This window comes from Mycobacterium sp. 852013-50091_SCH5140682 (genome assembly GCF_001665685.1).
Lineage (GTDB): Bacteria > Actinomycetota > Actinomycetes > Mycobacteriales > Mycobacteriaceae > Mycobacterium.
Genome location: NZ_LZTB01000049.1, coordinates 1 through 22,966 on the forward strand (window position 1 = coordinate 1; position 22,966 = coordinate 22,966).

21 protein-coding genes and 1 riboswitch are annotated in these 22,966 nt (G+C 67.1%); of the genes, 10 read left to right on the forward strand and 11 right to left on the reverse strand.

The annotated features are described in order from the left end of the window. Positions 1 to 95 precede the first annotated feature (95 nt). The 8 genes from lpdA to speB all read right to left on the reverse strand — a co-directional run bounded on the left by lpdA (position 96) and on the right by speB (position 10,731). Positions 96 to 1,463 (reverse strand): dihydrolipoyl dehydrogenase, encoded by a 1,368-nt coding sequence (lpdA, locus tag A5784_RS15230; protein ID WP_064945752.1) that lies wholly within the window; start codon positions 1,461 to 1,463, stop codon positions 96 to 98. Continuing rightward, on the reverse strand, positions 1,450 to 2,403 hold the full coding sequence (lipA, locus tag A5784_RS15235) for a lipoyl synthase (RefSeq protein ID WP_064945753.1): 954 nt from the start codon (positions 2,401 to 2,403) through the stop codon (positions 1,450 to 1,452). Before lipA ends, lpdA begins: the two co-directional genes overlap by 14 nt. 4 nt (positions 2,404 to 2,407) lie before the next feature. Next, positions 2,408 to 3,787 (reverse strand): L-serine ammonia-lyase, encoded by a 1,380-nt coding sequence (locus tag A5784_RS15240; RefSeq protein ID WP_064945754.1) that lies wholly within the window; start codon positions 3,785 to 3,787, stop codon positions 2,408 to 2,410. Beyond that, positions 3,787 to 5,055 carry a serine hydroxymethyltransferase gene (gene glyA / locus A5784_RS15245; protein WP_064945755.1) on the reverse strand — a complete coding sequence of 423 codons (1,269 nt, stop codon included), beginning with the start codon at positions 5,053 to 5,055 and terminating at the stop codon, positions 3,787 to 3,789. The genes A5784_RS15240 and glyA overlap by 1 nt, the downstream gene beginning before the upstream one ends. 2 nt (positions 5,056 to 5,057) lie before the next feature. Then, positions 5,058 to 5,456, reverse strand: coding sequence for a glycine cleavage system protein GcvH (gene gcvH, locus A5784_RS15250; RefSeq protein ID WP_064945756.1), 399 nt, complete (start codon positions 5,454 to 5,456; stop codon positions 5,058 to 5,060). Positions 5,457 to 5,467: 11 nt separating this feature from the next. Beyond that, positions 5,468 to 6,583: a glycine cleavage system aminomethyltransferase GcvT gene (gcvT, locus tag A5784_RS15255; RefSeq protein ID WP_064945757.1), complete on the reverse strand. Its 1,116-nt coding sequence runs from the start codon at positions 6,581 to 6,583 to the stop codon at positions 5,468 to 5,470. Further along, positions 6,580 to 9,366 (reverse strand): aminomethyl-transferring glycine dehydrogenase, encoded by a 2,787-nt coding sequence (gene gcvP / locus A5784_RS15260; protein ID WP_232006050.1) that lies wholly within the window; start codon positions 9,364 to 9,366, stop codon positions 6,580 to 6,582. Before gcvP ends, gcvT begins: the two co-directional genes overlap by 4 nt. A gap of 236 nt (positions 9,367 to 9,602) precedes the next feature. Further along, a riboswitch (glycine riboswitch) is annotated at positions 9,603 to 9,694 on the reverse strand. Positions 9,695 to 9,726: 32 nt separating this feature from the next. After that, entirely contained in the window at positions 9,727 to 10,731 is a 1,005-nt protein-coding gene (speB, locus tag A5784_RS15265; protein WP_064945759.1) for an agmatinase, read from the reverse strand. A gap of 166 nt (positions 10,732 to 10,897) precedes the next feature. Here speB and A5784_RS15270 point away from each other — a divergent pair, with 166 nt between their 5' ends. From A5784_RS15270 to A5784_RS15280, 3 genes are all read left to right on the forward strand, one after another. Continuing rightward, positions 10,898 to 12,109, forward strand: a complete 1,212-nt coding sequence (locus A5784_RS15270; protein ID WP_064945769.1) for an FAD-dependent oxidoreductase — start codon at positions 10,898 to 10,900, stop codon at positions 12,107 to 12,109. 147 nt (positions 12,110 to 12,256) lie between these two features. Beyond that, positions 12,257 to 13,081 (forward strand): Abi-alpha family protein, encoded by an 825-nt coding sequence (locus A5784_RS15275; protein ID WP_156750582.1) that lies wholly within the window; start codon positions 12,257 to 12,259, stop codon positions 13,079 to 13,081. Beyond that, positions 13,078 to 14,397, forward strand: a complete 1,320-nt coding sequence (locus A5784_RS15280) for a DUF445 family protein (protein WP_064945760.1) — start codon at positions 13,078 to 13,080, stop codon at positions 14,395 to 14,397. The genes A5784_RS15275 and A5784_RS15280 overlap by 4 nt, the downstream gene beginning before the upstream one ends. A gap of 15 nt (positions 14,398 to 14,412) precedes the next feature. Here the strand turns inward: A5784_RS15280 and A5784_RS15285 are convergent, their stop codons facing one another. After that, positions 14,413 to 15,570: a PrsW family intramembrane metalloprotease gene (locus A5784_RS15285; protein ID WP_064945761.1), complete on the reverse strand. Its 1,158-nt coding sequence runs from the start codon at positions 15,568 to 15,570 to the stop codon at positions 14,413 to 14,415. Next, complete coding sequence (locus tag A5784_RS15290) at positions 15,567 to 16,199, reverse strand: hypothetical protein (RefSeq protein ID WP_064945762.1); 633 nt, start codon at positions 16,197 to 16,199, stop codon at positions 15,567 to 15,569. The genes A5784_RS15285 and A5784_RS15290 overlap by 4 nt, the downstream gene beginning before the upstream one ends. A gap of 224 nt (positions 16,200 to 16,423) precedes the next feature. On the opposite strand from A5784_RS15290, the gene A5784_RS15295 reads away from it, so the two are divergent. The 7 genes from A5784_RS15295 to A5784_RS15325 all read left to right on the forward strand — a co-directional run bounded on the left by A5784_RS15295 (position 16,424) and on the right by A5784_RS15325 (position 21,815). Further along, positions 16,424 to 17,161, forward strand: a complete 738-nt coding sequence (locus A5784_RS15295) for a cutinase family protein (protein ID WP_064945771.1) — start codon at positions 16,424 to 16,426, stop codon at positions 17,159 to 17,161. A 122-nt stretch (positions 17,162 to 17,283) separates the two neighbouring features. Then, positions 17,284 to 17,988 (forward strand): FadR/GntR family transcriptional regulator, encoded by a 705-nt coding sequence (locus tag A5784_RS15300; RefSeq protein WP_064945763.1) that lies wholly within the window; start codon positions 17,284 to 17,286, stop codon positions 17,986 to 17,988. 101 nt (positions 17,989 to 18,089) lie between these two features. After that, positions 18,090 to 19,583 (forward strand): amino acid permease, encoded by a 1,494-nt coding sequence (locus A5784_RS15305; protein WP_064945764.1) that lies wholly within the window; start codon positions 18,090 to 18,092, stop codon positions 19,581 to 19,583. Between the two features lie 23 nt (positions 19,584 to 19,606). Next, positions 19,607 to 19,807 (forward strand): hypothetical protein, encoded by a 201-nt coding sequence (locus A5784_RS15310; RefSeq protein ID WP_064945765.1) that lies wholly within the window; start codon positions 19,607 to 19,609, stop codon positions 19,805 to 19,807. A gap of 12 nt (positions 19,808 to 19,819) precedes the next feature. After that, positions 19,820 to 20,548: an oxygen-binding di-iron domain-containing protein gene (locus A5784_RS15315; protein WP_064945766.1), complete on the forward strand. Its 729-nt coding sequence runs from the start codon at positions 19,820 to 19,822 to the stop codon at positions 20,546 to 20,548. 35 nt (positions 20,549 to 20,583) lie between these two features. Further along, positions 20,584 to 21,132, forward strand: a complete 549-nt coding sequence (locus tag A5784_RS15320; protein WP_064945767.1) for a hypothetical protein — start codon at positions 20,584 to 20,586, stop codon at positions 21,130 to 21,132. A gap of 56 nt (positions 21,133 to 21,188) precedes the next feature. Next, positions 21,189 to 21,815, forward strand: coding sequence for a TIGR03085 family metal-binding protein (locus A5784_RS15325; RefSeq protein ID WP_064945768.1), 627 nt, complete (start codon positions 21,189 to 21,191; stop codon positions 21,813 to 21,815). Here the strand turns inward: A5784_RS15325 and A5784_RS39190 are convergent. Then, positions 21,812 to 22,966 (reverse strand): DUF222 domain-containing protein (locus tag A5784_RS39190; protein WP_232006049.1); only part of this gene is annotated, 1,155 nt, incomplete at its 5' end. The two genes, A5784_RS15325 and A5784_RS39190, sit on opposite strands and share 4 nt — an antisense overlap.

The following is a 22,966-nucleotide window of genomic DNA, read 5'->3' on the forward strand; positions in this document are numbered from 1 at the left end:
GCCCTTCAACAACAGCAGGAGGACGTCGCCGTAACTCCCATCAACACGCGCCATAGCTCACTTACTACGCACGCTCGCGGTGCTAGGTGCCTCCCTTACCCGTGGAGGTGAAGCGGCGCGCCGGATACGGCCATCAGGGCCTCACCCAACGCTTCGTTCTGGGTGGGGTGAGCATGCACGAACCGCGCCGCCTCAGCGGCCTTCACGCCCAGGTTGTAGAGCAGCTGGGCCTCGCCGATCAGCTCGGAGACGCCGGCTCCGATCATGTGCACACCCACCACCGCCCCGGCCGGGTCGACGACGAGCTTGACCGCGCCCGAGGCCTTGAGGATCTGGCTGCGCCCATTGCCGGCCAGATCGTAGGTGACGGTTTCCACGCCATCGCCGTACTGCTCGCGCGCCGCCTCCTCGGTGAGGCCAACCGACGCGATCTCGGGATGGCAGTAGGTGACTCGGGGTATGCCTGCGTCGGCGACCAACTCGGCCTCGCGGCCGGCGATCCGTTCGGCGACGAAAATGCCGTGTTGAAATGCACGGTGCGCCAATTGGAGTCCGCCGACGATGTCGCCGATGGCGTAGACGCTCGGCACGCTGGTGCGCAGCGACTCGTCGGTCACCACGAACCCGCCTTCGACCTTCACGCCGTTCTCGGCCAGCCCCAGATCCGCAGTGCGGGGGGCTCGGCCCACCGCGACCAGCAGCACGTCGGCGCTGAGCACATCCCCGGATTCCAGGGTGACCTGCACGGCGTTCTCATCGGAAGTGACGGCGGTGACCCGCGCTCCGGTCTTGGCGGTGATGCGGCGACGACGGAACAACCGCTCCAGGTAGGTGGAGATGGCGGCATCTTCGTTGGGCACGAGCCGGGGCAGTGCTTCGACGATGGTCACCTTGGTGCCGAACGAGGCCCAGAGACTGGCGAATTCGACGCCGATCACGCCGCCGCCGAGGATGATTGCCGTCTCGGGGATGGTCGTGAGCTCCAGGGCCTGGTCACTGGTCAGCACGCGCTCTGACGTCGCGATGACACCGGGCACCTTCGGTGACGATCCGGTGGCGAGCACGATCGTGCGGCCCGTGATGGTGGTGCCGTCGACGTCGACCGACTTCGGCCCGGTCAGCTTGCCCCGACCGTTGACGACGGTGATGCCGAGGCCCTCGATCAACCCCGACAAGCCCTTGTACAGGCGCGACACGACGGTGTTCTTGAAGCCGTGCAGCTTCTCGGGGTCGACGCCTTCGAAAGTCGCGTTGACGCCGAATTGGGTTGCAGTGCGGGCATTTTCGGCGACCTCGGCGGCGTGCAGCAGCGCCTTGGTCGGGATGCAGCCGCGGTGCAGGCAGGTGCCGCCCACCTGAGCCTCGTCGATCAGGATGACCGATTGCCCGAGCTGCGCCGAGCGGATCGCTGCGGCGTAACCACCCGGGCCGCCGCCGAGGATGACGACATCAGCTGTGTTCATGTAAGGCTCCTTCTTGATGTGCAATGGCGGCGCGCGCCTCGTTGTAGAGCGTTCCGGCCCGATAGGACGAGCGCACCAACGGTCCGGACATCACCCCGAGGAAGCCGATCTCCCGGGCGATCCCGCCGAGTTCGTCGAATTCGTCTGGTGTGACCCAGCGTTCGATGGGGTGATGGCGCGGCGTGGGCCGCAGGTACTGGGTGATGGTGATCAATTGGCATCCGGCGGCGTGCAGATCCCGCAAGGCCTGCACGATCTCGTCGCTGGTCTCCCCCATGCCGAGGATGAGATTCGATTTGGTGATGAGACCCTGCTCGCGGGCCCGTGACAGCACTGCGAGCGAGCGAGCGTAGTCGAAGCCCGGCCGGATGCGCCGGAAGATGCGGGGCACGGTTTCCAGGTTGTGCGCCAACACCTCTGGGGCGGCGTCGAACACCTCGTCGAGTTGTGACGGCGTCCCGGTGAAGTCGGGGATCAGCAGTTCCACCCCGGTGCCTCCGCAGACCGCGTGGATCTGCCGGACGGTTTCGGCGTAGAGCCAGGCGCCGCCGTCGGGCAGGTCGTCGCGGGCCACGCCGGTGACGGTCGCGTAGCGCAACTGCATCTGCGCCACCGATTCGGCGACGCGCCGTGGCTCGTCGCGGTCCAGTGGTTCGGGGCGGCCGGTGGCGATCTGGCAGAAATCGCACCGCCGGGTGCACTGGTCGCCGCCGATCAGGAATGTCGCCTCGCGGGCTTCCCAGCATTCGAAGATGTTGGGGCAGCCCGCTTCCTGGCACACGGTGTGTAGATCGTTGCGCCGCACGAGTGCACTGAGCTCACGGTATTCGGGCCCGGTCTTGAACGTGGTCTTCATCCACGACGGTTTGCGTTCGACGGGAGTCTGCGCATTGCGGACCTCCAGTCGCAGCACGCGACGGCCTTCTGGGGTGACGGTCATGGCATCAGCACTCGACAACATTGACCGCGACGGCGAGCCCACCGGTGGAGGTCTCTTTGTACTTGGCACTCATGTCCATTCCGGTGGCCCACATGGTGTCGATGACCTCGTCGAGGCTGACCCGGTGGGTGCCGTCCCCGCGCAGCGCCATGCGGGCGGCGTTGATGGCCTTGCCTGCCGAGATCGCATTGCGTTCGATACACGGAATCTGTACGAGTCCACCGATGGGATCACACGTGAGGCCGAGGCTGTGCTCCATCGCGATCTCGGCGGCGTTCTCCACCTGCTGCGGTGTGCCCCCGAGGATTTCGGCGAGCGCACCGGCAGCCATCGACGCCGCGGACCCGACCTCACCCTGGCAGCCGACCTCGGCACCGGAGATCGAGGCCCGCTCCTTGTACAGCGAGCCGACCGCGCCTGCCGTGAGCAGGAAGCGGATGGTCGCGTCGTCCGGGTCGGAAAGCCCTGCACGCGTGTAGTGCAACGCGTAGTACAGGACCGCCGGGATGATGCCCGCCGCACCGTTGGTCGGCGCGGTCACGATGCGTCCACCGGAGGCGTTCTCCTCATTGACCGCCAGCGCCACCAGGTTCACCCAGTCCTCGGCGAAAGCCGGATCACGTTGTGGGTCTTCGGCAGCCAGCCGCACGAACCAGTCGTGCGCACGTCGCCGCACCCGCAGATTGCCGGGCAGGTAACCGTCGCGGGACATGCCTTTGGTCTGGCAGGCGACCATGACATCGCGGATGTGCAGCAGCCGCTCCCGCACCTCCGTTTCGGTGCGGTTCGCGCATTCGAGCCGCATCATCGCCTGGCTCACGGAGATCCGATCGCGTTCGGTCAGGGCCAAAAGCTCGGCAGCAGACCGGAAGCCACTGTCCCCCACCGGTTCGCCGGTCTCCCGTTCCGCCGACTCCGCTTCGGTGACGACGAATCCGCCGCCGATGGAGAAGTACGTCTCGCGGTACACCTCCTCACCGCCCGTGCCGACGGCGGTCACCGTCATGGCGTTGGGGTGATGCCCGCGCTGAGTCAACGGGTGCAGCACCATGTCGGACTCTGTGAGAGCCAGCAGAACCCGGCCTGCGAGCTGAATCTTGCCCTCGGCGCGGATGGCCGCGAGCCGGCGTTCCATGTCATCGGTCTCGATGGTCTCGGGCCGGTAGCCTTCCAGACCCAGCAGGATCGCAGGCATGGTGCCATGCCCGACACCGGTGGCGGCCAGCGAGCCGAACAGGTCGACGCGGACATCGGCGACCTCGTCGAGTACGCCGCGTGCGACGAGCTCGTCGACAAACCTGCCTGCGGCCCGCATCGGGCCGACGGTGTGCGAACTCGACGGGCCGATGCCGACCGAGAACAGGTCGAACACACTGATGGCCATTACAGCTCCGGGTACAGCGGGAACTGCTCGGCCAGCGAACGCACCTGCGCGGCAAGATCATCGGTGTTCGCGTCGGGAGAAGCGACGAGAGCGCGGACGATGATGTCGGCAACCTTCGCGAACTCTTCGTCGCCGAATCCGCGGGCCGCCAGTGCCGGGGTGCCGATGCGCAGCCCGGACGTCACCATCGGCGGGCGGGGGTCGAACGGCACAGCGTTGCGGTTGACGGTGATGCCCACGGCGTCGAGCCGGTCCTCGGCCTGCTGCCCGTCGATGGCGGCGTTGCGCAGATCCACCAGCACCAGATGCACATCGGTGCCACCGGTCAGCACCGTGATTCCCGCGGCCTGTGCGTCGGGCTGGTTCAGCCGCTCGGCCAGGATCTGCGCGCCCCGCAGCACCCGCCGCTGACGCTCGGCGAACTCCGGCTGCGCGGCCATCTTGAATCCGACGGCCTTGGCGGCGATGACGTGCTCCAGCGGTCCGCCCTGCTGGCCGGGGAACACCGCCGAGTTGATCTTCTTGGCGATGTCGGCCTCGTTGGTGAGGATGACGCCGCCGCGGGGACCGCCGAGAGTCTTGTGCGTCGTGGAGGTGACGACGTGGGCGTGCGGGACGGGCGAGGGATGCAAGCCCGCGGCGACGAGGCCCGCGAAGTGGGCCATGTCGACCATCAGGTAGGCGCCCACCTCGTCGGCGATCTCGCGGAACCGCGCGAAGTCGACGTGCCGCGGGTAAGCCGACCATCCGGCGATGATCAACTGCGGCTTGTGCTCTCGGGCCGCGTCGGCAACGGCGTCCATGTCGATGAGGTAGTCCTCCTTGGACACCCCGTACGCGGCGACGTTGTAGAGCTTGCCGGAGAAGTTCAGCCGCATGCCGTGGGTCAGGTGGCCGCCGCAGTCGAGAGACAGACCGAGGATGGTGTCACCGGGCTTGATCAGTGCATGCATCACCGCGGCGTTGGCCTGCGCACCCGAATGTGGCTGCACATTGGCGAATTCGGCTCCGAAGAGGCCTTTCACCCGGTCGATGGCGAGCCGTTCGATGACGTCGACGTGTTCGCAGCCGCCGTAATAGCGGCGGCCCGGATAGCCTTCGGCGTACTTGTTGGTCAGCACCGAACCCTGGGCCTGCATGACCGCGAGCGGCGCATGGTTCTCCGACGCGATCATCTCCAGACCGAGTCGCTGGCGGCGCAGCTCGTCGCCGATGGCCGAGGCGATCTCGGGGTCGAACTCGGCGAGATCCTGATCGAGCACAGTCATGGCTAGGCCTCGCTCTTCGCTGCGTATTCGGCTGCGGTCAGCAGCGTTCCTGCTGCGGTCGGCTGCACCTCGAAAAGCCAGCCCTCGTCGTACGGATCGGACGTCACCAGGGCGGGATCGTCGACAGCGGCTGTGTTGACCGCGGTGACGGTGCCGCTGACGGGTGGGTACAACTCGGACACGGTCTTGGTGGATTCGACCTCACCGCAGGTCTCGCCGGCGGTGATGGTGGCCCCGACCTCAGGCAGGTCGAGGAACACCAGATCGCCCAGCGCCGCCGCTGCGACTGAGGTGATCCCCACGCGCACCGGAACGTCGGGCAATGCGGCGCCGGGCGCGATCAGCACCCATTCGTGTTCCTCGGTGTAGCTGCGATCGTCCAGAATCGTGATGTCTGCCATGTCAATCCTTTTCAGTTGCGGCGGTAGAACGGCGCCGGGGTGACTTCGAACTGCTCTTTGTTGCCGCGGATGTCGACGTGCAGGACCGTTCCCGGTTCTGCCAGCGACGCGTCCAGGTAGGCCAGGGCGATCGGGTATCCGAGGGTGGGCGACAGTGCGCCCGAGGTCACGCTGCCGACCGCGGCCCCGTCGGGTCCGTGATGAACGGTGTACCCGGCCCGGGCCGCGCGCCGGGTCGAGCCCTTCAGCCCCACCAGCACCCGCTGTACGGGCTGCTCGGAAAGCCGCTGCAGCGCATCGCGTCCCACGAAATCCTTGGCGAGGCGAACAACCTTGCCGAGCCCCGCCTCATACGGGTTGGTGGTCTTGTCGAGTTCGTGCCCGTAGAGCGCCATGCCGGCCTCCAGCCGCAACGTGTCGCGGCACGCCAGGCCCGCGGGCGCCCCGCCTGCCGCAGTGGTGGCCGCCAACAGCGCCCGCCACAGGCCCACTGCCTGCGCGTTGGGCACATAGAGTTCGAAGCCGTCCTCCCCCGTGTACCCGGTGCGGGCCAGCAGCACGTCGATGTCGCCCACGCGGGCCTCGGTCACCGCGTAGTACTTGAGATCTCGCACCGTCTCGCGCTGATCCTCGGGCACCAGCGAACTCACGATGGCTTCGGATGCGGGGCCCTGCACGGCGATGAGCGCCGTATCGGTGGACTGATCGTCCACCTGGGCGTCGAATTCGGCGGCCCGGCTGCGCAGTTCGTCGGCGACCGTCGGGGCGTTCGCGGCGTTGGCGACGACCAGGAAGTGCTCGTCGGCCAGCCGGTACACCACCAGATCGTCGATGACACCGCCGTCGGTGTCGCATATCAGCGAGTACTTGGCACGTCCGACGGCGATCTTGGAAGCCTCACCGACCAACGCGAAATCCAGCGCTGCGGCGGATTGCGGCCCCGTGATCGAGATTTCACCCATGTGCGAGAGGTCGAACAGGCCCGCGGTTTCGCGCACCGCCCGATGCTCGGCCAGTTCACTGCCGTACTTCAGCGGCATCGCCCAACCCGCGAAGTCGGTGAAACTGGCGCCCAGTTCCCGGTGTTCGTCGAGCAGCGGCGAAGCCGGGGTGTGGTCGACGGTCATACGAGGGCCTCCTGCAGGGTCGGTTCGGTTTGGAACGCCTCGGGTGCCGGGCACGAGCAGGCGAGGTTGCGGTCACCGTGTACGCCGTCGATACGGCGGACCGGCGGCCAGTACTTGCCCCGACGAAGGGAGGCAACGGGATACGCCGCGTACTGCCTGCTGTACGGCAGGTTCCATTCGGCATCGGTGACCTGCTCGGCGGTGTGCGGCGCTTGCCGCAGCGGGCTCTGCTCCAGCGCCCACTCCCCCGCGTCGACGCGGCTGATCTCGTCGTGGATGCCGATCATGGCCGCGATGAACCGGTCCAGCTCGGCCAGATCCTCCGATTCGGTGGGCTCCACCATCAGGGTGCCGTTGACCGGGAAGGACAGGGTCGGCGCATGGAAACCATAGTCGATCAACCGTTTTGCGACGTCCTCGGCCGTCACCCCGGTGCGTTTGGTGATCTCGCGCAGGTCCAGGATGCACTCGTGGGCGACCAACCCGGATTCCCCGGTGTAGAGGACCGGGTACCGGTCGGCCAACGACGCGGCCAGGTAGTTGGCGGCCAGCACCGCCGTCTTGGTCGCGGCCGTCAGCCCGTCGGGCCCCATCAGCGCCAGGTAGGCCCAGGTGATCGGGAGGATGCCCGCCGAGCCGTAGTTGGCGGCCGACACCGGCGCCGGACCGTCGACGGACAGCGGATCGCCCGGCAGGAACGGCGCCAGGTGCGCCCGCACCGCGACCGGACCGACGCCTGGGCCGCCGCCACCGTGCGGGATGCAGAACGTCTTGTGCAGGTTCAGGTGTGAGACGTCGCCGCCGAACTCGCCCGGTTTGGCCAGGCCGACAAGGGCATTCAGGTTGGCCCCGTCGACGTACACCTGGCCGCCGGCACCGTGGACGAGATCGCACACGGTGCGCACCTCGGTCTCGTACACACCGTGGGTTGACGGGTAGGTCAGCATGATGGCCGCGACGCGCCCGGCGTGGTCGGCCAGCTTCGCCTGCAGATCGTCGACATCGATGTTGCCGTTGGACGCCGTCTTGACCACCACCACGCGCATGCCTGCCAACACCGCCGATGCGGCGTTGGTGCCGTGCGCGGATTGCGGGATGAGGCAGACGTCGCGCTCGACGTCACCGCGGGACCGGTGGTAGGCGTTGATCGCCAGCAGTCCGGCGAGCTCACCCTGAGATCCGGCGTTGGGCTGCAACGAAACCCGGTCATAGCCGGTGATCTCGGCCAGCCAGTCCTCGAGATTGCCGATCAGCTCGAGGTACCCGGCGGTCTGCGCGGCCGGGGCGTACGGATGGATACCGGCGAACCCGGGCCAGCTGATCGGTTCCATCTCGGCGGCGGCGTTCAGCTTCATGGTGCACGAACCGAGCGGGATCATCGTGCGGTCCAGTGCGAGGTCCTTGTCCGAGAGCTCCCGCAGGAAGCGCAACATGGCGGTCTCGGAGCGGTGCCGGTGAAACACCGGATGGGTCAGGTAATCCGACGTCCTGCGCACGTCGGCGGGGAGCGCGTCGACGTCCCCCAAAGCGACTGGGACGGCACCGAACACGTCGAGCACGCGCCGCACGATGTCGTCGGTCGTGCGCTCGTCGCACGAGATGCCGATGTGGTCGGCGTCGACCAGACGCAGGTTGATACCGGCGCGATCGGCCGCGGCGACGATGTCGTGGGCACCACCGGGGACTCGCACCGTCACGGTGTCGAAGAACTGGTCGTGGACGATCTCGCGGCCCGCGAACCGCAGGCCCTCCGCCAGCGCGGCGGCGTGACCGTGCACGCGGGTGGCGATGGCGCGCAACCCTTCCGGACCGTGGTAGGCCGCGTACATGGCCGCGACGTTGGCCAACAGCGCCTGCGCGGTGCAGATGTTGCTGGTCGCCTTGTCGCGGCGGATGTGCTGTTCGCGGGTCTGCAGGGCGAGCCGGTAGGCGGGCTTGCCGTCCACGTCCACGGAGACCCCGACCAGCCGGCCCGGCAGCATGCGCTCCAAACCGAACCGCACCGACATGTACCCGGCGTGCGGCCCGCCGAAGAACAGCGGCACCCCGAAGCGCTGCGCGGAGCCCACCGCGATATCGGCGCCCTGCTCGCCGGGAGCCGTGATCAGCGTCAGCGACAGCAGATCCGCGGCGACCGTGGTGAGCATGCCCCGGTCGGCGGCCGCGGCGATCAGCGGCGCATTGTTGCGGACGACGCCGCTGGCACCGGGCGATTGAAAGACGACGCCGAACGCGTCACCGTCGGGCAGCGCCTGCGACAGGTCCGCGACCACCACCTCGATGCCCACCGACTCGGCGCGCCCGCGCACCACCGCCAGCGTCTGAGGGAGGCAATCAGCGTCGAGCACAACACGATTGGACTTCGAGGTCTTGTTGGCCCGGCGCATCAGCAGCACCGCCTCCATCACCGCGGTGGCCTCGTCGAGCAGCGACGCACCGGCCACCGGCAGTGCCGTGAGGTCCTCGATGACGGTCTGGAAGGTCAGCAGCGCTTCGAGCCTGCCCTGGGAGATCTCCGGCTGGTACGGCGTGTAGGCGGTGTACCAGGCAGGCGACTCCAACATGTTGCGCCGCAGGACGGCGGGAGTGATGGTGTCGTGGTAGCCGAGACCGATCATCTGCACGCGCGTCTGGTTGCGGTCGGCCAGCGCTCGCAGCGCGTCGAGCACCTGCTCCTCGGACCGCGCCGCGGGCAGCCGCAACCCGTCGGTACTGCGGATCTGGCTGGGTACGGCCGCGTCGACCAATGCGTCGACGGACGGGTAGCCCAGCACGTCGAGCATGAGGGCTTGGCCGGTGTGGTCGGGGCCGATATGGCGATCGCGAAAAACACTGTCGCCGTTGACAACTTCAGAAAGCTCAGGCACGAGGTGACTCCGGTTTCAAGGCGCCGCGGTGACGCGACGTATCGGGTGGTGACACCTCCCCGCTCTGTCCTGAAACCTGAGAGTTTTAGCGCTGCTGCGCTGTTCCCCTTCGGTAAGCGGGATCGGTGGATCTCGCTGTTCTCCAGAGTTGCCTCGACACTGCGGTATTGGGCCTGAGAGATTCCCGGGGAGGAGTTGCTCCTACGGCGCCTCCGAACAACGGAGGTTCTCCCACAGTGCGTCAACGACGTTTTCAGTTGTGTGATGCATGCTACGTCATGGACGGGCGGTTGTCGCAACCTCACCGTTGACGGGCAAGTTGGTGCGGGCTCCGGCGACCATGAGCGAGACGATGTCGAAGACCAGCGTGGCCGCCGCAACGCAGGTGATCTCGGCGTGATCGTAGGCCGGCGCCACCTCGACGACGTCGGCGCCGACGATGTTGAGGCCGGTCATCTTTCGCAGCATCTTCAGCAGCTCGCGCGAGGTCAGGCCACCCATCTCGGGGGTCCCGGTGCCCGGGGCGAACGCGGGGTCCAGCACGTCGATGTCGATCGACAGGTACACCGGGACGTCGGCGACCCGGCGGCGCACCACGTCCACAGCCGCGTCGACGCCGATCACGTCGAGGTCGCCTGCCCGAATGATCTTGAAACCCATCCGGGCGTCGTCGTCGAGGTCCATCTGGTCGTAGATCGGACCGCGGATGCCGACGTGGATCGAGTGGTCCTCGATGAGCAACCCCTCCTCGAACGCGCGCCGGAAGATGGTGCCGTGGGTCACCGGGGCGTTGAAGTAGGTGTCCCAGGTGTCCAGGTGCGCGTCGAAGTGGACCAGCGCGACGGGGCCGTGTTTGGCATGCAGCGCACGAAGATTGGGCAACGCGATGGTGTGGTCACCACCGATGGACACGATGCGGCGGTCGCCGCCGGCGAGGATGTCGGAGGCGTGGTCCTGGATCTGCCGGCACGCCTCGTCGATGTTGTAGGGCGTGACCGCGACGTCGCCGGCGTCCACCACCTGGACGTGTTCGAGCGGCGCGACACCCAGTTCGACGTGATAGCCCGGGCGCAGCGCACGGGCCGCGGTACGCACCGCGAGCGGACCGAACCGCGCACCCGGACGGTAGGAGGTACCGCCGTCGAACGGCACGCCGAGGATCGCGATGTCGTAATCGGACACCTCGTGGATGTCGGCGATCCTGGCGAAGGTGCCCTTGCCCGCATACCGCGGAACCTGCGTGGCGGGCACAGCGCCGATGATGCCGTTTCGCGTGGTCATCTGTGGTTTCCAGCCTTTCGGATCGCCGGTTGTTCGACTGCCAGCATCTGCCCCCGCGGCCATCGATGGCGAGCAGATAATGCCCAAACCCCCGGCCCCGTCTTTGAGCGATCGCACAATCGCCCTGTCGTTCTGCGACGGCGGTTTTCGTGGTTGGCTGGGTGTCGTGACCGACAGCACGACGTGCGCCATCGTGGGCGGCGGCCCGGCCGGCATGATGCTCGGCCTGATCCTGGCCCGATGCGGGGTCGATGTGACGGTGCTGGAGAAGCACGCCGACTTCCTGCGGGACTTCCGCGGCGACACCGTGCACCCCAGCACCATGCGCCTGCTGGACGAGCTGGGCCTGCTGCAGAAGTTCGACGAAATCCCTTACAGCAAGGTCGAAAAGGGCGATTTCACCGTCGACGGACAAGCCCTCACCATGGTCGACTTCCGGCGGCTGCGGCAACCCCATCCGTTTGTCGCGATGGTGCCGCAATGGGATTTTCTCGACCTGCTCGCCGACGCCGGCAAATCCGAACCTCATTTCACCCTGCGGATGCAGACGGAGGTCACCGGGCTGCTCCGCGACGGAGACCGGATCACCGGTGTCCGCTACGAGAGCCCGGACGGTCCCGGCGAGTTGCGCGCGGACCTCACCGTCGGATGCGACGGACGCTGGTCGGTCGCCCGACGGGAATCCGGCCTGTCGGTGCGCGAGTACCCCGTGCCGTTCGACGTCTGGTGGCTGCGGCTGCCCCGCACCAACGACGGCGACTATTCGCTCATCCCACGGACCGCGCCCGGCAAGGCGCTGATCATGATCCCGCGCCGGGGTTACTTCCAGATCGCCTATCTGATTCCCAAAGGCAGCGACAGCGAGTTGCGCGCCCGCGGCCTGGAGCTCTTCAAGAGTGAGCTGGCCGAGCTGATCCCCGAATCCGACGTCGGTTCGCTCAATTCGTGGGACGACGTGAAATTCCTCGACGTCCGGCTCAACCGATTGCACACCTGGCACCGCGACGGGTTGCTGTGCATCGGCGACGCCGCACACGCCATGTCCCCCGCCGGCGGCGTCGGCGTCAACGTCGCGATCCAGGATGCCGCCGCGGCGTCCCGGCTGCTGCACGCACCGCTACGCGAGCACCGCATCACCGAGTCCGATCTGGCCGCGGTGCAGCGCCAACGCACCGTTCCCACCGTCGTCACCCAGGGCTTCCAGCGGATCGTGCATCGACAGGTGCTGGCCCCGGCCATGGCGGGCAAGGAGATCATCCCGCCACCTGCCCTGCGGAATCTACTGCACCGGCTGCCCCGACTGGCCACCGTGCCGGGCTACATCATCGGCACCGGAGTGCGCCCCGAACACGTCCCGGCCGTCGCCCGGCGCCGCTGAACAACGCCGCACCGGGTGAGTTTGCGCCCACTGGCGCACCGCGGTCCTCCGACCAGGTACCGTGCGCACATCTCGATGCCGTAGATCTAAGGTCGATCGGTACTGAACTGCGGACACATCTGGTACCGGGGAGGCGGTCGATCAGCGATGTCACAGGAGTTGTCGAAGGCGGATTCCAGCGAGCCGGTCACCGCTGACTCGCCGAAAAAGCGGCGGGCCCTTCAGCGTCGGGGATTCAAGCTGTCCACCCCGGTGGGTGAGATCGCGTTTGCCATCCGCACGCCGAAATACCAGGCGCCTGTACCCAAGTGGTTCGACCCGTTCGGTATCGCCGGCCGGGCGACCGACGCCGCCAAGGTCGGTATGCAACTCGCCAGCTGGGGCGAAGAGCAGCTGATGACTCTGCTCCGGGACCGGCTCGACGCGGTCGAGACGACGCCCAAGACGCTGCAATCGGCCGAACCCGACGAGCCGACGAGCGAATCGCTGCACACCAAGATGGGCCGGCTGCTCGAGCGTGCGCTGGACCAGAGCACCAGCGGCAGCCAGGTCGAGCTGTACCACCGGCTGCTCAACCAACTCGTCGCCGACGAAGCCCGCATCATCGGCGCACTGTCGGACGGCGCGTCCTCGCCTCTGGTCAACGTCCGGTCCTGGACGCGCTCGCGAACTCCCGGGCAGGCCGTACTGGAAAACGCGTGCCTGATCGGCCGCACCGCCAACGTCGCGCTGCCCGGCATGGTGCCGCAGTACGTCGGACATCTGCTCTCGTTGGGTCTCGTGGAGACGGGGCCAGAAGATCCGGGGATGAAGAGCGACTACGAGGTGCTGATGGCCGAGCCGGCAGTACTCGCGGCGATCAAGACCGCGACGCGCGGTCCGCTGACCGCACGCGTCGAGCGGCTCACGCTGAGCCTGTCGAGCCTGGGCATGGGGTTGTGGGAGGCGGCTATGCAGCAGGACGGTCGGTGACGACCAGCGAAACGATCCTCGCCATCCAAAACTGGCAGGAGATCAAGGCTGACTTCGGCGCCAACTGGTTCATCTACCTCTCCATGCCCTTCGTGGCCGCGTTCGTCGGCTGGAGCACCAAGATCGTCGCGCTGGAGATGCTCTACCGGCCCCTGGCCTTCGTCGGCATCGGCCCGATCGGCTGGCAGGGCATCGTCCCGCGCCGGGCAGGCAAGGTGGGGTCCAAGACCATCGAGCTGCTCACCCAGAACCTGCTCAAACCCGAGGAACTGCTCGAGAAGGTCGACGCCAAGGAGGCCGTCGAGAACCTGCGCGAGCCCCTGACGCAGGCGGTCGACGAGATCTCCCGCGAACTCGCCGAGCAGATCCGTCCGGGGTTGTGGGATTCGTTGCCCGACGCGGCTCGCCGAACCATCCAGACTCGCATCCACGATCAGACCCCCAAGGTCGTCGAGAAGATGCTCGACGAGATGCGGGCCGACCTGCCCCGCTTCGTCGACGTGCAGTTCCTCGCGGTCACCACGCTGGTCCGCAACAAGGAGAAGCTCAACAAACTGATGCGCGGGCTGGGCGACAACGCCATGGCGTTCGTCCGGCGCAGCGGCATCTACTTCGGCCTCGGCATCGGTCTGGTGCAGATGGTGGCGTGGGCGCTGTTCCAGAACCCGTGGATCATGCCGGCGTTCGGCTTCGGCGTCGGCTTCATCAGTGACTACATCGCGCTGAACATGCTGTTCCGGCCGGTCCAGCCGACCAAGTATCTGGGCTTCATCCCGTTCCAGGGGTTGCTGCACGCGCAGCGCGAGACGATCACCAAGGACTACGCCAGGATCCTGTCCGAGGATCTGTTCTCGCCGGAGATCCTGTTCGACGGCATCCTGCGCGGGCCCGGCGCCGACAAGCTCTTCGCGCTCGTCGGCAAGGAGGTCGAAGCCGCCATCGACGCGCAGACCGGCATCGCCACTCCCCTGGTGAAACTCGCCATCGGGACCCAGCGCTACAACGCACTCAAGGACAACCTGGTGCAGATGGTGCTCGAGCGGCTGCCCACCACGCTGCGCGACGCGCAGGACTACGCGATGAGCGCACTGGACCTCGAGCAGACCATCGTCGACAAGATGGGGCAGCTCACCAACGAGGAATACGAGTCCATCCTGCGGCCGGTCTTCAAGGACGACGAGCCGACGATGATCGCCGTCGGCGCCATCCTCGGTGGCATCGTCGGTGAGATCCAGGTGCAGATCATCGAGCATTTCGGCCGCACCCCCGAGACCGCCGCCATGGTCGATGCGGTGCGCACGGCGCTGCACCACTGAGTCACCCGCGCCGCGTCACCACCGTGACGGTGCACCGCTGCGGATCCGGCCGATCTCCGACCGGGCGAACTGGACTGCCGGAGTATCCGCGCCGCGTGAGCGGGCCAGCTCCTGCGCCAGGTCGTAGCCGGCCTGCAGTACTTGCCGCGCTGTGCGTCGAACCGCCCTGGGACGCAATGACTTCCGATAGCGCCGTCGGGTCCTGCGGTTGCCTGCGATGGCGTCGAGTTCAGCCTCGGCCAGCACACCCGACGCCACCTCGGGCGCCAGCACACTGCGCAGCAGTGCCCGCTCCTGCGGCACGGTCAGCACATAGACCCGGAAGAAGATGATCAGCGTCACCAGCAGGATGGCCGCCCAGAGCACGATCAGCAGGACGGTGCTACCACCGACGAGGCTTCCCGCCGAGTCCCACAGACCGTGCAGCACCGGCGCCGACACCATGAGCAGCAACCCGCGGCCCACCCTGCGCGGTTCGGCGGGGCGGCCCAACACATAGATGAGCCCGGCGCAGAAGATGGCGGTGTAGGCGAAATGTCCACCGACTCCGGTCAGCATGCGCAGCACCATGACGACGGCCATGCCGTTCTGATCGCGCAACGCGTACAACATGTCTTCGAGCAACTGGAATCCCAGACCGATGACCAGACCGATGATGAATCCGTCGAATGCGGTGCGCACGATGCGCGGTGCCAGCACGATCAGCAGCACCAGTCCGGCGCCCTTGGCGAGTTCCTCGGTGACCGGCGCCGACAGCCCGGCCGCCCAGTCCAATGACCAACGCTGACCGAACTGCTTGGCGTACAAATCCCCGATGGCCGTGTTGGCGACGGCCGCCATCGCCCACGTTGCGGCGAAGGCACCCCACACCAGGGCGGTGGTCAGCAGCTTGACCGGAAGCTCGGTGTAGCGGTCGGCGCGCTGGGCCAGGAACCAGATGACCGCGCCATAGATCGCGAACACGACGGCCGCGGTCAATACCGAGTGCGGGCTGAAACTTCCCACCGAATCGGCGAATTGACCGAGCCCGATGAGAACCAGCAACAGGTAAACCCAAAAGGCCAGATTGCGCGGTTGGATGAACACGAAGCGGCGCCCCCACCCGGAGGCGTCGATCGCTGAGATCCGCGCGGCGACAAGGGTATCCATCGGCGGCGCGTCCGGCGCGGTCATCGGTCGGCCTTCGCGTCACGCCGGATGCTGGTGATCATCCGGTTGGCTGTGTCGCGGTCACTGCTGGTGGCCAGCAGCGGTTCGATCGCGACGGCCTTCACCGCGAAACCGTCGATGACGAACGCCGCCAACACCTTGTGCGCCACGGGATCGGTGAGGTCGACGGTCCGGCCCTGCACGCCCTGATCGGTGGTCAACGGGGCCCGCGTGCCCGTCGTCGCCTCAGCACCGTCGGGCTCGGCCCGGCGCACGCGCTCCTCGAGTTGGCTCAGCGCGGCATCGGCGTCGCCCTTGAACGGCACCACCCCGACCGACAGCGACGCGTCCCCGTTGACCACGGTCGCGGTGCTCGGATACCCGCTTGCCGGCTCGTTGCCGCGACGTACACCGTCGGTTATGCCCCAGCCCGGCTCGGGCACGAACGTCACACCGTCGGCCAGTTCCATGATGTCGCCGGGCGCCACCTGTTCGGTGTAGGTGAGCGACGAATTCACCACCGGCGCAACCACAGTCATCACGATCGCGAGTGCCAGGACGGCCAGTGCCGGCGGGATGGTCCGGCGGTCGAGGCCGCACCAGCGCCGGTCGGCGGGCACCCACCGTTCGTCGGGCTCGTAAACGGGCTGCATGTGCGCAGATTACCGGCGCCTTTCCCGACCGGGCCGACATCCGCGATGCCAACGCTCACCGCGCCTGCGGCAATCCCGAAATACGCACTTTCCTCACGTGGCGTACATCACTTGACGTCCGCGGAATCGCAGCTCAGGTATCCCACTTGTAGCAGTTAGTTGCCACTCCGACACCGAAGCCGTGGCAAACGGAACGAGATGGGAGTGGCACCGTGATCACCAGAATGGCGCAGTCCACGATTTACACCGTCCTGGCGTTGGCAGCAATCGTCGTCGGCTCGCTCGCGGGCCCGGTCGCGACAGCCAACGCCGCCGACGACTCGTGTGCGAACGTCGAGGTCGTGTTCGCCCGAGGGACGTTCGAAGCACCCGGCGTCGGCGCGACGGGGCAGGCCTTCGTCGACGCCCTCACCGACCGGCTGCCCGGTAAGACCGTGGACGTGTACGCGGTGAACTACCCCGCGTCCTTGGATTTCGGCCAGGCGGTTGACGGAATCGCCGACGCCAGCAACAGGATTCAGTCGATCGCCGCGAACTGCCCGGCGACCAAGATCGTGCTGGGCGGGTACTCGCAGGGCGCCGCGGTGGCCGGCTACACCACCTCGGCCTCCGTTCCCGCCGGATTCGTCCTGCCTGCCAGCATCTCAGGTCCGATGCCGCCGGCCGTCGCCTCGCACGTCGCCGCCGTGGCCCTGTTCGGAACCCCCGACGACTGGTTCCTGCACCTGGCCGACCGCGACGCACCGTCCATCGCCATCGGACCGCTGTACTCCGCCAAGACCATTCAGCTCTGCGCGACGGGTGACCCCGTGTGCTACCCCGGCGGCTTGAACCGGTCGGCGCACAGCTCCTACAAGGACAACGGGATGGCCATCCAGGCAGCCGATTTCGCGGCCCGCCAGTTGGGTGTCTCCGCTCCCGCGGCGACCGTGGTGCAGACCGCAGGTGACGCCGGAAACTAGCAGAACCCCGGGCCGACGGCCGGAAGCAAGTCCGCACAGGACCGCTTCCGGCCGTCGCTCTGTTCGAGGGCACCGGCCGTGCGGCCGTTGACAGTCCTCACAGCTGACGGCACGCTAGCTTCATGAATCTGCCCGATAGCTGGACAGATCGGCCGGCCGCCGTCGTGCGGCGCAACGCCGCCGAAACGGTGTTCGACGACCTGTGCTCGGCTATCGAGAACGGCGATCTGCCACTCGGGGTGAAACTGCCTCCCGAGGCCGCGCTGGCCGCGCGCTACGGGGTCAGCCGCTCGGTCGTCCGCGAGGCGCTGCGGTCCTGCCAAACACTCGGACTGACCGAGACCAAGACCGGTTCGGGCACCACCGTGATCTCCACCCACGCCGCCGCACCTCGCTACGGCCGCTTCTCGGCACGCGACCTCGTTGAGGCCAGGCCCTACATCGAGGTGCCGGCCGCCGGCTGGGCGGCTCGACGCCGCACCGATGGAGAATTGGCAGCTCTGACGAAGATTGTCGACGCCATGAGCGCCGAAAGCGATCCAGCCCGATGGGTCAAGATGGACACCGAATTCCACCTCGGCATCGCCCGCGCGTCGGGCAACGAAGTGTTCGCGACCGTCGTCGGGGCCATCCGTGGCGCGCTGTCGATCCAATCGCGGCTACTCAACGCAAGCATCCACGAACGCCGCACCGCGTCCGATCGCGAACATCGCCGGATCCTCGACGCCATCACCGCAGGGGACTTCGCCGACGCCTCCGACAGCATGCGGCAGCACCTGGATCGAGTCGAGGATGCGGTCAACAAGCTGACCTCCATAACCCCTTGAGGCCCTGAACCGAAGTTCACCTCCTTGACGGAAAATCGTGACCGGTGTCACACTCGTTCGGTCAAGCTGTCTGACAGCCGCACAGCCGAGATTGGACTCCGATGACCGCGCAGTCTCCGCAAGCCCAACCCGCCACCGCCCCGTCGCCGAACCTGACCAAGGAAGACGCCGGCTATCACAAGGGCCTCAAGCCGCGGCAGTTGCAGATGATCGCCATCGGCGGAGCCATCGGCACCGGGCTGTTCCTCGGCGCAGGCGGTCGCCTCGCCTCGGCCGGCCCTGGACTGTTCCTGGTGTATGCCGTCTGCGGTGTCTTCGTGTTCCTGATCCTGCGGGCACTCGGTGAGCTCGTGTTGCACCGGCCGTCGTCGGGATCGTTCGTGTCCTATGCCCGCGAGTTCTACGGCGAGAAGGCGGCATACGCCGTCGGTTGGCTGTACTTCCTGAACTGGGCGATGACCGCCATCGTGGACACCACAGCCATCGCCACCTACTTCCACTACTGGAAGACGTTCGACGTCATTCCGCAGTGGCTGCTGGCGTTCCTCGCGCTGGCGATCGTGCTGTCGGTCAACCTCATCTCGGTCAAGATGTTCGGCGAGATGGAGTTCTGGGCCGCGCTGATCAAAGTGCTGGCCCTCATGACGTTCCTCGTCGTCGGCACGATCTTCCTTGCCGGCCGCTATCAGGTCGACGGTCACAGCACCGGCCTGAGCGTCATCGCGCAACACGGCGGATTGTTCCCGACAGGCGCGCTACCCCTGCTGATCGTCACTTCGGGTGTGGTATTCGCCTATGCCGCAGTCGAATTGGTGGGCACCGCGGCCGGTGAGACCGCCGAGCCGGAGAAGATCATGCCGCGTGCCATCAACTCCGTGGTGGCCCGCATCGCGATCTTCTACGTCGGATCGGTGGTGCTGTTGGCGCTGCTGCTGCCCTACACCGCCTACGACAAGCACCAGAGCCCGTTCGTCACGTTCTTCTCCAAGATCGGCTTCGCCGGAGCAGGCGACATCATGAACGTCGTGGTGCTCACCGCGGCGTTCTCCAGCCTCAACGCCGGGTTGTACTCGACAGGCCGCATCCTGCGGTCAATGGCGATGAACGGCAGCGCACCGAAGTTCACCGCGCGGATGTCGCGCAGCGGCGTGCCGTACGGCGGCATCGTGCTGACCTGCGTGATCTGCCTTTTCGGCGTGGTGCTCAACGCTTTCGAGCCCGGCGAGGCCTTCGAGATCGTGCTCAACATGGCGGCGCTCGGCATCATCGCGTCGTGGGGCACCATCGTGCTGTGCCAGCTACGGCTGGTGAAGATGTCCCGCGCAGGCATCATGAAACGGCCCAACTTCCGGATGCCGCTCACGCCGTACAGCGGATACGCGACACTGGTGTTCCTCGTCGCGGTCTTGGTGCTGATGGCCTTCGACGCCCCGATCGGCACTTGGACCGTCGGGACGCTCGTCGTCCTCATCCCGATGCTCATCGGCGGCTGGTACCTGGTGCGTGGCCGCGTGATGGAGGCTGCGGGTGAACGCATGGGCTATACGGGCGAATTCCCGGTGGTGGCGAACCGTCCGGTGGATCCTGAAGAGTAAGACCGCACAGGACGAGGTGAATCATGACCCGCAGCCATCCCCATACCCGTAACCGTTACGCCGCCCGCCCACCGCTGTACGGGATGGTGATGGTGTTCCTAGCGATGGCGATTGTGGCCGTCACCGCGTACTACCACCTCGGCTGGTGGTCGATCATCGGCTATGCCATCGCGGCGGTCACTGCGGTCGGCGGGTTCGCACTCGCGTTCCGCGACTTCTCCTGACACAGCGCTGCGATGAGCGACACCACGGCAGCCCAGCTCGACGAGATCGCACCAGACATCTACCGGATCTCCACCTGGGTGCCTGGCATCACCGAGCACGGATTCACCTTCAACCAGTTCCTGTTGACCGGCGACGAGCCGTTCCTGTTCCACACCGGCATGCGGTACCTGTTTCCCTCGGTGTCCGAGGCGATCAACCGCGTACTGCCGCTCGAACAACTGCGCTGGATCTCCTTCGGCCATCTCGAAGCCGACGAATGCGGCGCGATGAATCAGATGCTGGCCGCCGCCCCGAACGCCGAGGTGATCCACGGTCCGCTGGCCATCATGCTGTCGCTGGCCGACATGTGCGACCGGCCACCCGTTGCCGCACCCGATGGCGCGCACGACATCGGAGGCCACCGGCTGAGATTCATCCCGACGCCGCACGTGCCGCACAATTGGGAAGCGGGCCTGTGGTTCGACGAAACCACCTCGACGCTGTTGGCGGGTGACCTCTTCACCCACACCGGGAAATGCCAGGCACTCACCGAATCTGATTGTGTGGCACCGGCACTGGACGCCGAAGGACTCTTTCACGCGACCGGGCTGACCACCAATCTGACCCCTACCTTGACCCAGCTGGCCGAGCTGAATCCGACGACGCTGGCGATCATGCACGGCTCATCGCACAGCGGCGACGGCGCCGCCCAACTGCGCGCCCTTGCCGACGGATATGCGGCGATGATCGGCGCGTCCTAACGCCGTCGGAGCCGGAGACTGCATAGCCTTGTCGCGTGACGGCTCGGCCACTGCTGGGCGCCCTGCTGATATCCGGCGTCCTGCTCACCGCGTGCCACTCCAGCATCGAGGGCGCGCCCGTCACCAGCCCGCCATCGCTGACCGAGCCCACCTTCCCCACTCCCCGACCCAGTCGATCGAGTCCTGCTCCGTCGCCGAGCACCACAACGCCGCCGGCGCCCACCACCTCACAAGCCCCGCCCGGCGCGACCGCGCTCGAACCCACGAACGGCTATGTCTTCATCCAGACCAAATCCGGTAAGACGCGCTGCCAGATCTCCAGCCGGGAGGTCGGCTGCGAATCGGACTTCACCAACTCACCGATCGTCGACGGCGCACCCGCCAACGGCATCCGGGTCAGCACGGGCGGCCAAACCCATTGGGTACTGGGCAATCTCGGCGATATCCCTGCGGTGACACTGGATTACCGCACGTATCGGGCACTCGGTTGGACCATCGACGCCGGCAACGATGGCACCCGGTTCACCAACGACGCGACCGGTCACGGCATGGTTGTTGCTGTCCAGGGAGTGGAGAGCTTCTAGGGTTCTGCCTAGAGTTGCGGTATGACTCGCAGCGAGGAGCCGAAGGCGGATCGCGCATGAGCACTGCCGCCAAGCGGGAGCGCGCCGCGCTCGTCGAAACCATGCGTGCGGCCGGCCCGGACGCACCCACTCTGTGCGAGGGCTGGAACGCCCGCGATCTTGCCGCCCACCTCGTGGTGCGAGAACGCAGGCTCGATGCCGCGCCCGGCATCCTGGTGCCGCAACTCGCCGGCTACACCGCGAAGGTGCAGGATCAGGTAACTGCCGCCACCGACTGGGCCGAGCTGGTGGACAAGATCGCCGCGGGCCCGCCGCTGTACTCACCGTTCTTCCTGCTCGATCCGCTGGTCAACGTCGGCGAGATGTTCATCCACAACGAAGATGTGCGGCGCGCCCAAGCCGGTTGGAAGCCAAGGGAACTCGACGACGCGACCGTCAGCGCGCTGGCCCGGATGGTGCCGAACATGGCCAGGATGACGATGTCGAAGTCTCCGGCCCGCGTCACGCTCAACACACCCGAAGGCAAAACACTGGCCACCATCGGACACGGCCCAGAGGTCATCGTCACCGGTGCTCCCGGTGAGTTGTTGATGTTCGTCGCGGGTCGCGAGCAGGCCGAGGTGGCGTTCTCGGGCGACGATGATGCTGTCGCCGCCCTGCGGTCGGCCCACCGCGGCCTCTAGGGGTCATCAGGCCCGTCGCGGTTGTTGGGGCTGTGTGCGGGGTGAGGGTGGCTGTCCGGTGCTTGCCGGCTGGAAGTGTGCGGATCCTGCGGTGCCGGTGCGGTCTCAACAGGCTCCAGGCCGGGATCGGCGGGCGCCTCATCGCCTGTCACGGCGTCGTCGGCGTCTAGGCCGCCGATGCTGCGGGTTACCTCTTGGTCCGGTTGGGCCGGATGTTGCGGTGCCTCATAGTCATTGGCGGCGGGGTCGGCGTCGCCTGTGTCTTGCACGTTCGTGGGGCGCAGCTCTTCGGGCTCCGAGGTGACCACTTCAGGCCACGGGTCGGGCTCGGCGGGCGCTTCATCGCCTGTCACGGCGCTGTCGGCATCGGCGTCGTCGCCGCCGATGGTCTGGATTGCTTCGTCGTCCGGTGCCTCATCGCCATTGGACGCCGGGCCGATATCGCTTGTCTCGTCGGCGCTCGGGTGGCGTGGTTCGTCGTCCGGCAGGCCGGGCTCGGCAGGCTCGGCATCGTGCGCCGCAGTGCCGTCGGCATCCTCGCTGTCGGCATCCGCACCGGCATCCTCATCGCAGGGATTGTCGGGTGCGTGGTGGTTGGGGTGGAAGAGGTCTTCGGGGCGCCAGTAGTGGTTGAGGCGGTCTTGGCCGGTGTCGAGCAGGGGTGGGGGGACCCATTCGATGCGACCGTCGTCACGCACCCGGGTGGTCCACCCGTGCTCGCTGACCAGGCGGTTGTCTTTCGGGCAGGCCAGGGTCAGGTCGGTGATGTCGGTCTGCCCGCCTTGGGCGTAGTCCTGTTCGGCGTGATGGCCTTGGCAGCGGTCCGGTGGGTGCGGGCATCCGGGTTTGGTGCAGCCTCTATCGCGGGCGTGCAGCGCGATGCGTTGCCCCACCGAGGCGAGCCGCTTGGCGCGCCCCAGATACAGCGGCACCTCTTTGTGGTTGGCGAACACCGCCAGATACTGCCGCGCCCGGGCGGCCATCGCGACGACTTGCGGGATCGACAAGCGGGTGCCGCTGGCGGTGGTGGCGATCCCGGCCACCGATTCCAGCTCGCGCACGGTGGTGGAGATAATCACCGATACCGGCAGTCCGTTGTGCTGGCCCAGTTGTCCCGAGGCCAGCATCGCGCGACCCATGGCCAGGACGGC

What these genes read in the sequence shown, in the direction of transcription:
- gcvH (WP_064945756.1), bottom strand. Translation starts at nt 5,456, where the DNA reads ATGGCAGACATCACGATTCTGGACGATCGCAGCTACACCGAGGAACAC.
- A5784_RS15240 (WP_064945754.1), bottom strand. Translation starts at nt 3,787, where the DNA reads ATGGCCATCAGTGTGTTCGACCTGTTCTCGGTCGGCATCGGCCCGTCG.
- A5784_RS15295 (WP_064945771.1), top strand. Translation starts at nt 16,424, where the DNA reads ATGGCGCAGTCCACGATTTACACCGTCCTGGCGTTGGCAGCAATCGTC.
- speB (WP_064945759.1), bottom strand. Translation starts at nt 10,731, where the DNA reads ATGACCACGCGAAACGGCATCATCGGCGCTGTGCCCGCCACGCAGGTT.
- gcvT (WP_064945757.1), bottom strand. Translation starts at nt 6,583, where the DNA reads ATGACCGTCGACCACACCCCGGCTTCGCCGCTGCTCGACGAACACCGG.
- glyA (WP_064945755.1), bottom strand. Translation starts at nt 5,055, where the DNA reads ATGACTGTGCTCGATCAGGATCTCGCCGAGTTCGACCCCGAGATCGCC.
- A5784_RS15285 (WP_064945761.1), bottom strand. Translation starts at nt 15,570, where the DNA reads ATGACCGCGCCGGACGCGCCGCCGATGGATACCCTTGTCGCCGCGCGG.
- A5784_RS15325 (WP_064945768.1), top strand. Translation starts at nt 21,189, where the DNA reads ATGAGCACTGCCGCCAAGCGGGAGCGCGCCGCGCTCGTCGAAACCATG.
- lipA (WP_064945753.1), bottom strand. Translation starts at nt 2,403, where the DNA reads ATGACCGTCACCCCAGAAGGCCGTCGCGTGCTGCGACTGGAGGTCCGC.
- A5784_RS15300 (WP_064945763.1), top strand. Translation starts at nt 17,284, where the DNA reads ATGAATCTGCCCGATAGCTGGACAGATCGGCCGGCCGCCGTCGTGCGG.
- A5784_RS15290 (WP_064945762.1), bottom strand. Translation starts at nt 16,199, where the DNA reads ATGCAGCCCGTTTACGAGCCCGACGAACGGTGGGTGCCCGCCGACCGG.
- A5784_RS15310 (WP_064945765.1), top strand. Translation starts at nt 19,607, where the DNA reads ATGACCCGCAGCCATCCCCATACCCGTAACCGTTACGCCGCCCGCCCA.
- A5784_RS15305 (WP_064945764.1), top strand. Translation starts at nt 18,090, where the DNA reads ATGACCGCGCAGTCTCCGCAAGCCCAACCCGCCACCGCCCCGTCGCCG.
- A5784_RS15275 (WP_156750582.1), top strand. Translation starts at nt 12,257, where the DNA reads ATGTCACAGGAGTTGTCGAAGGCGGATTCCAGCGAGCCGGTCACCGCT.
- lpdA (WP_064945752.1), bottom strand. Translation starts at nt 1,463, where the DNA reads ATGAACACAGCTGATGTCGTCATCCTCGGCGGCGGCCCGGGTGGTTAC.
- A5784_RS15315 (WP_064945766.1), top strand. Translation starts at nt 19,820, where the DNA reads ATGAGCGACACCACGGCAGCCCAGCTCGACGAGATCGCACCAGACATC.
- gcvP (WP_232006050.1), bottom strand. Translation starts at nt 9,366, where the DNA reads ATGCTCGACGTGCTGGGCTACCCGTCCGTCGACGCATTGGTCGACGCG.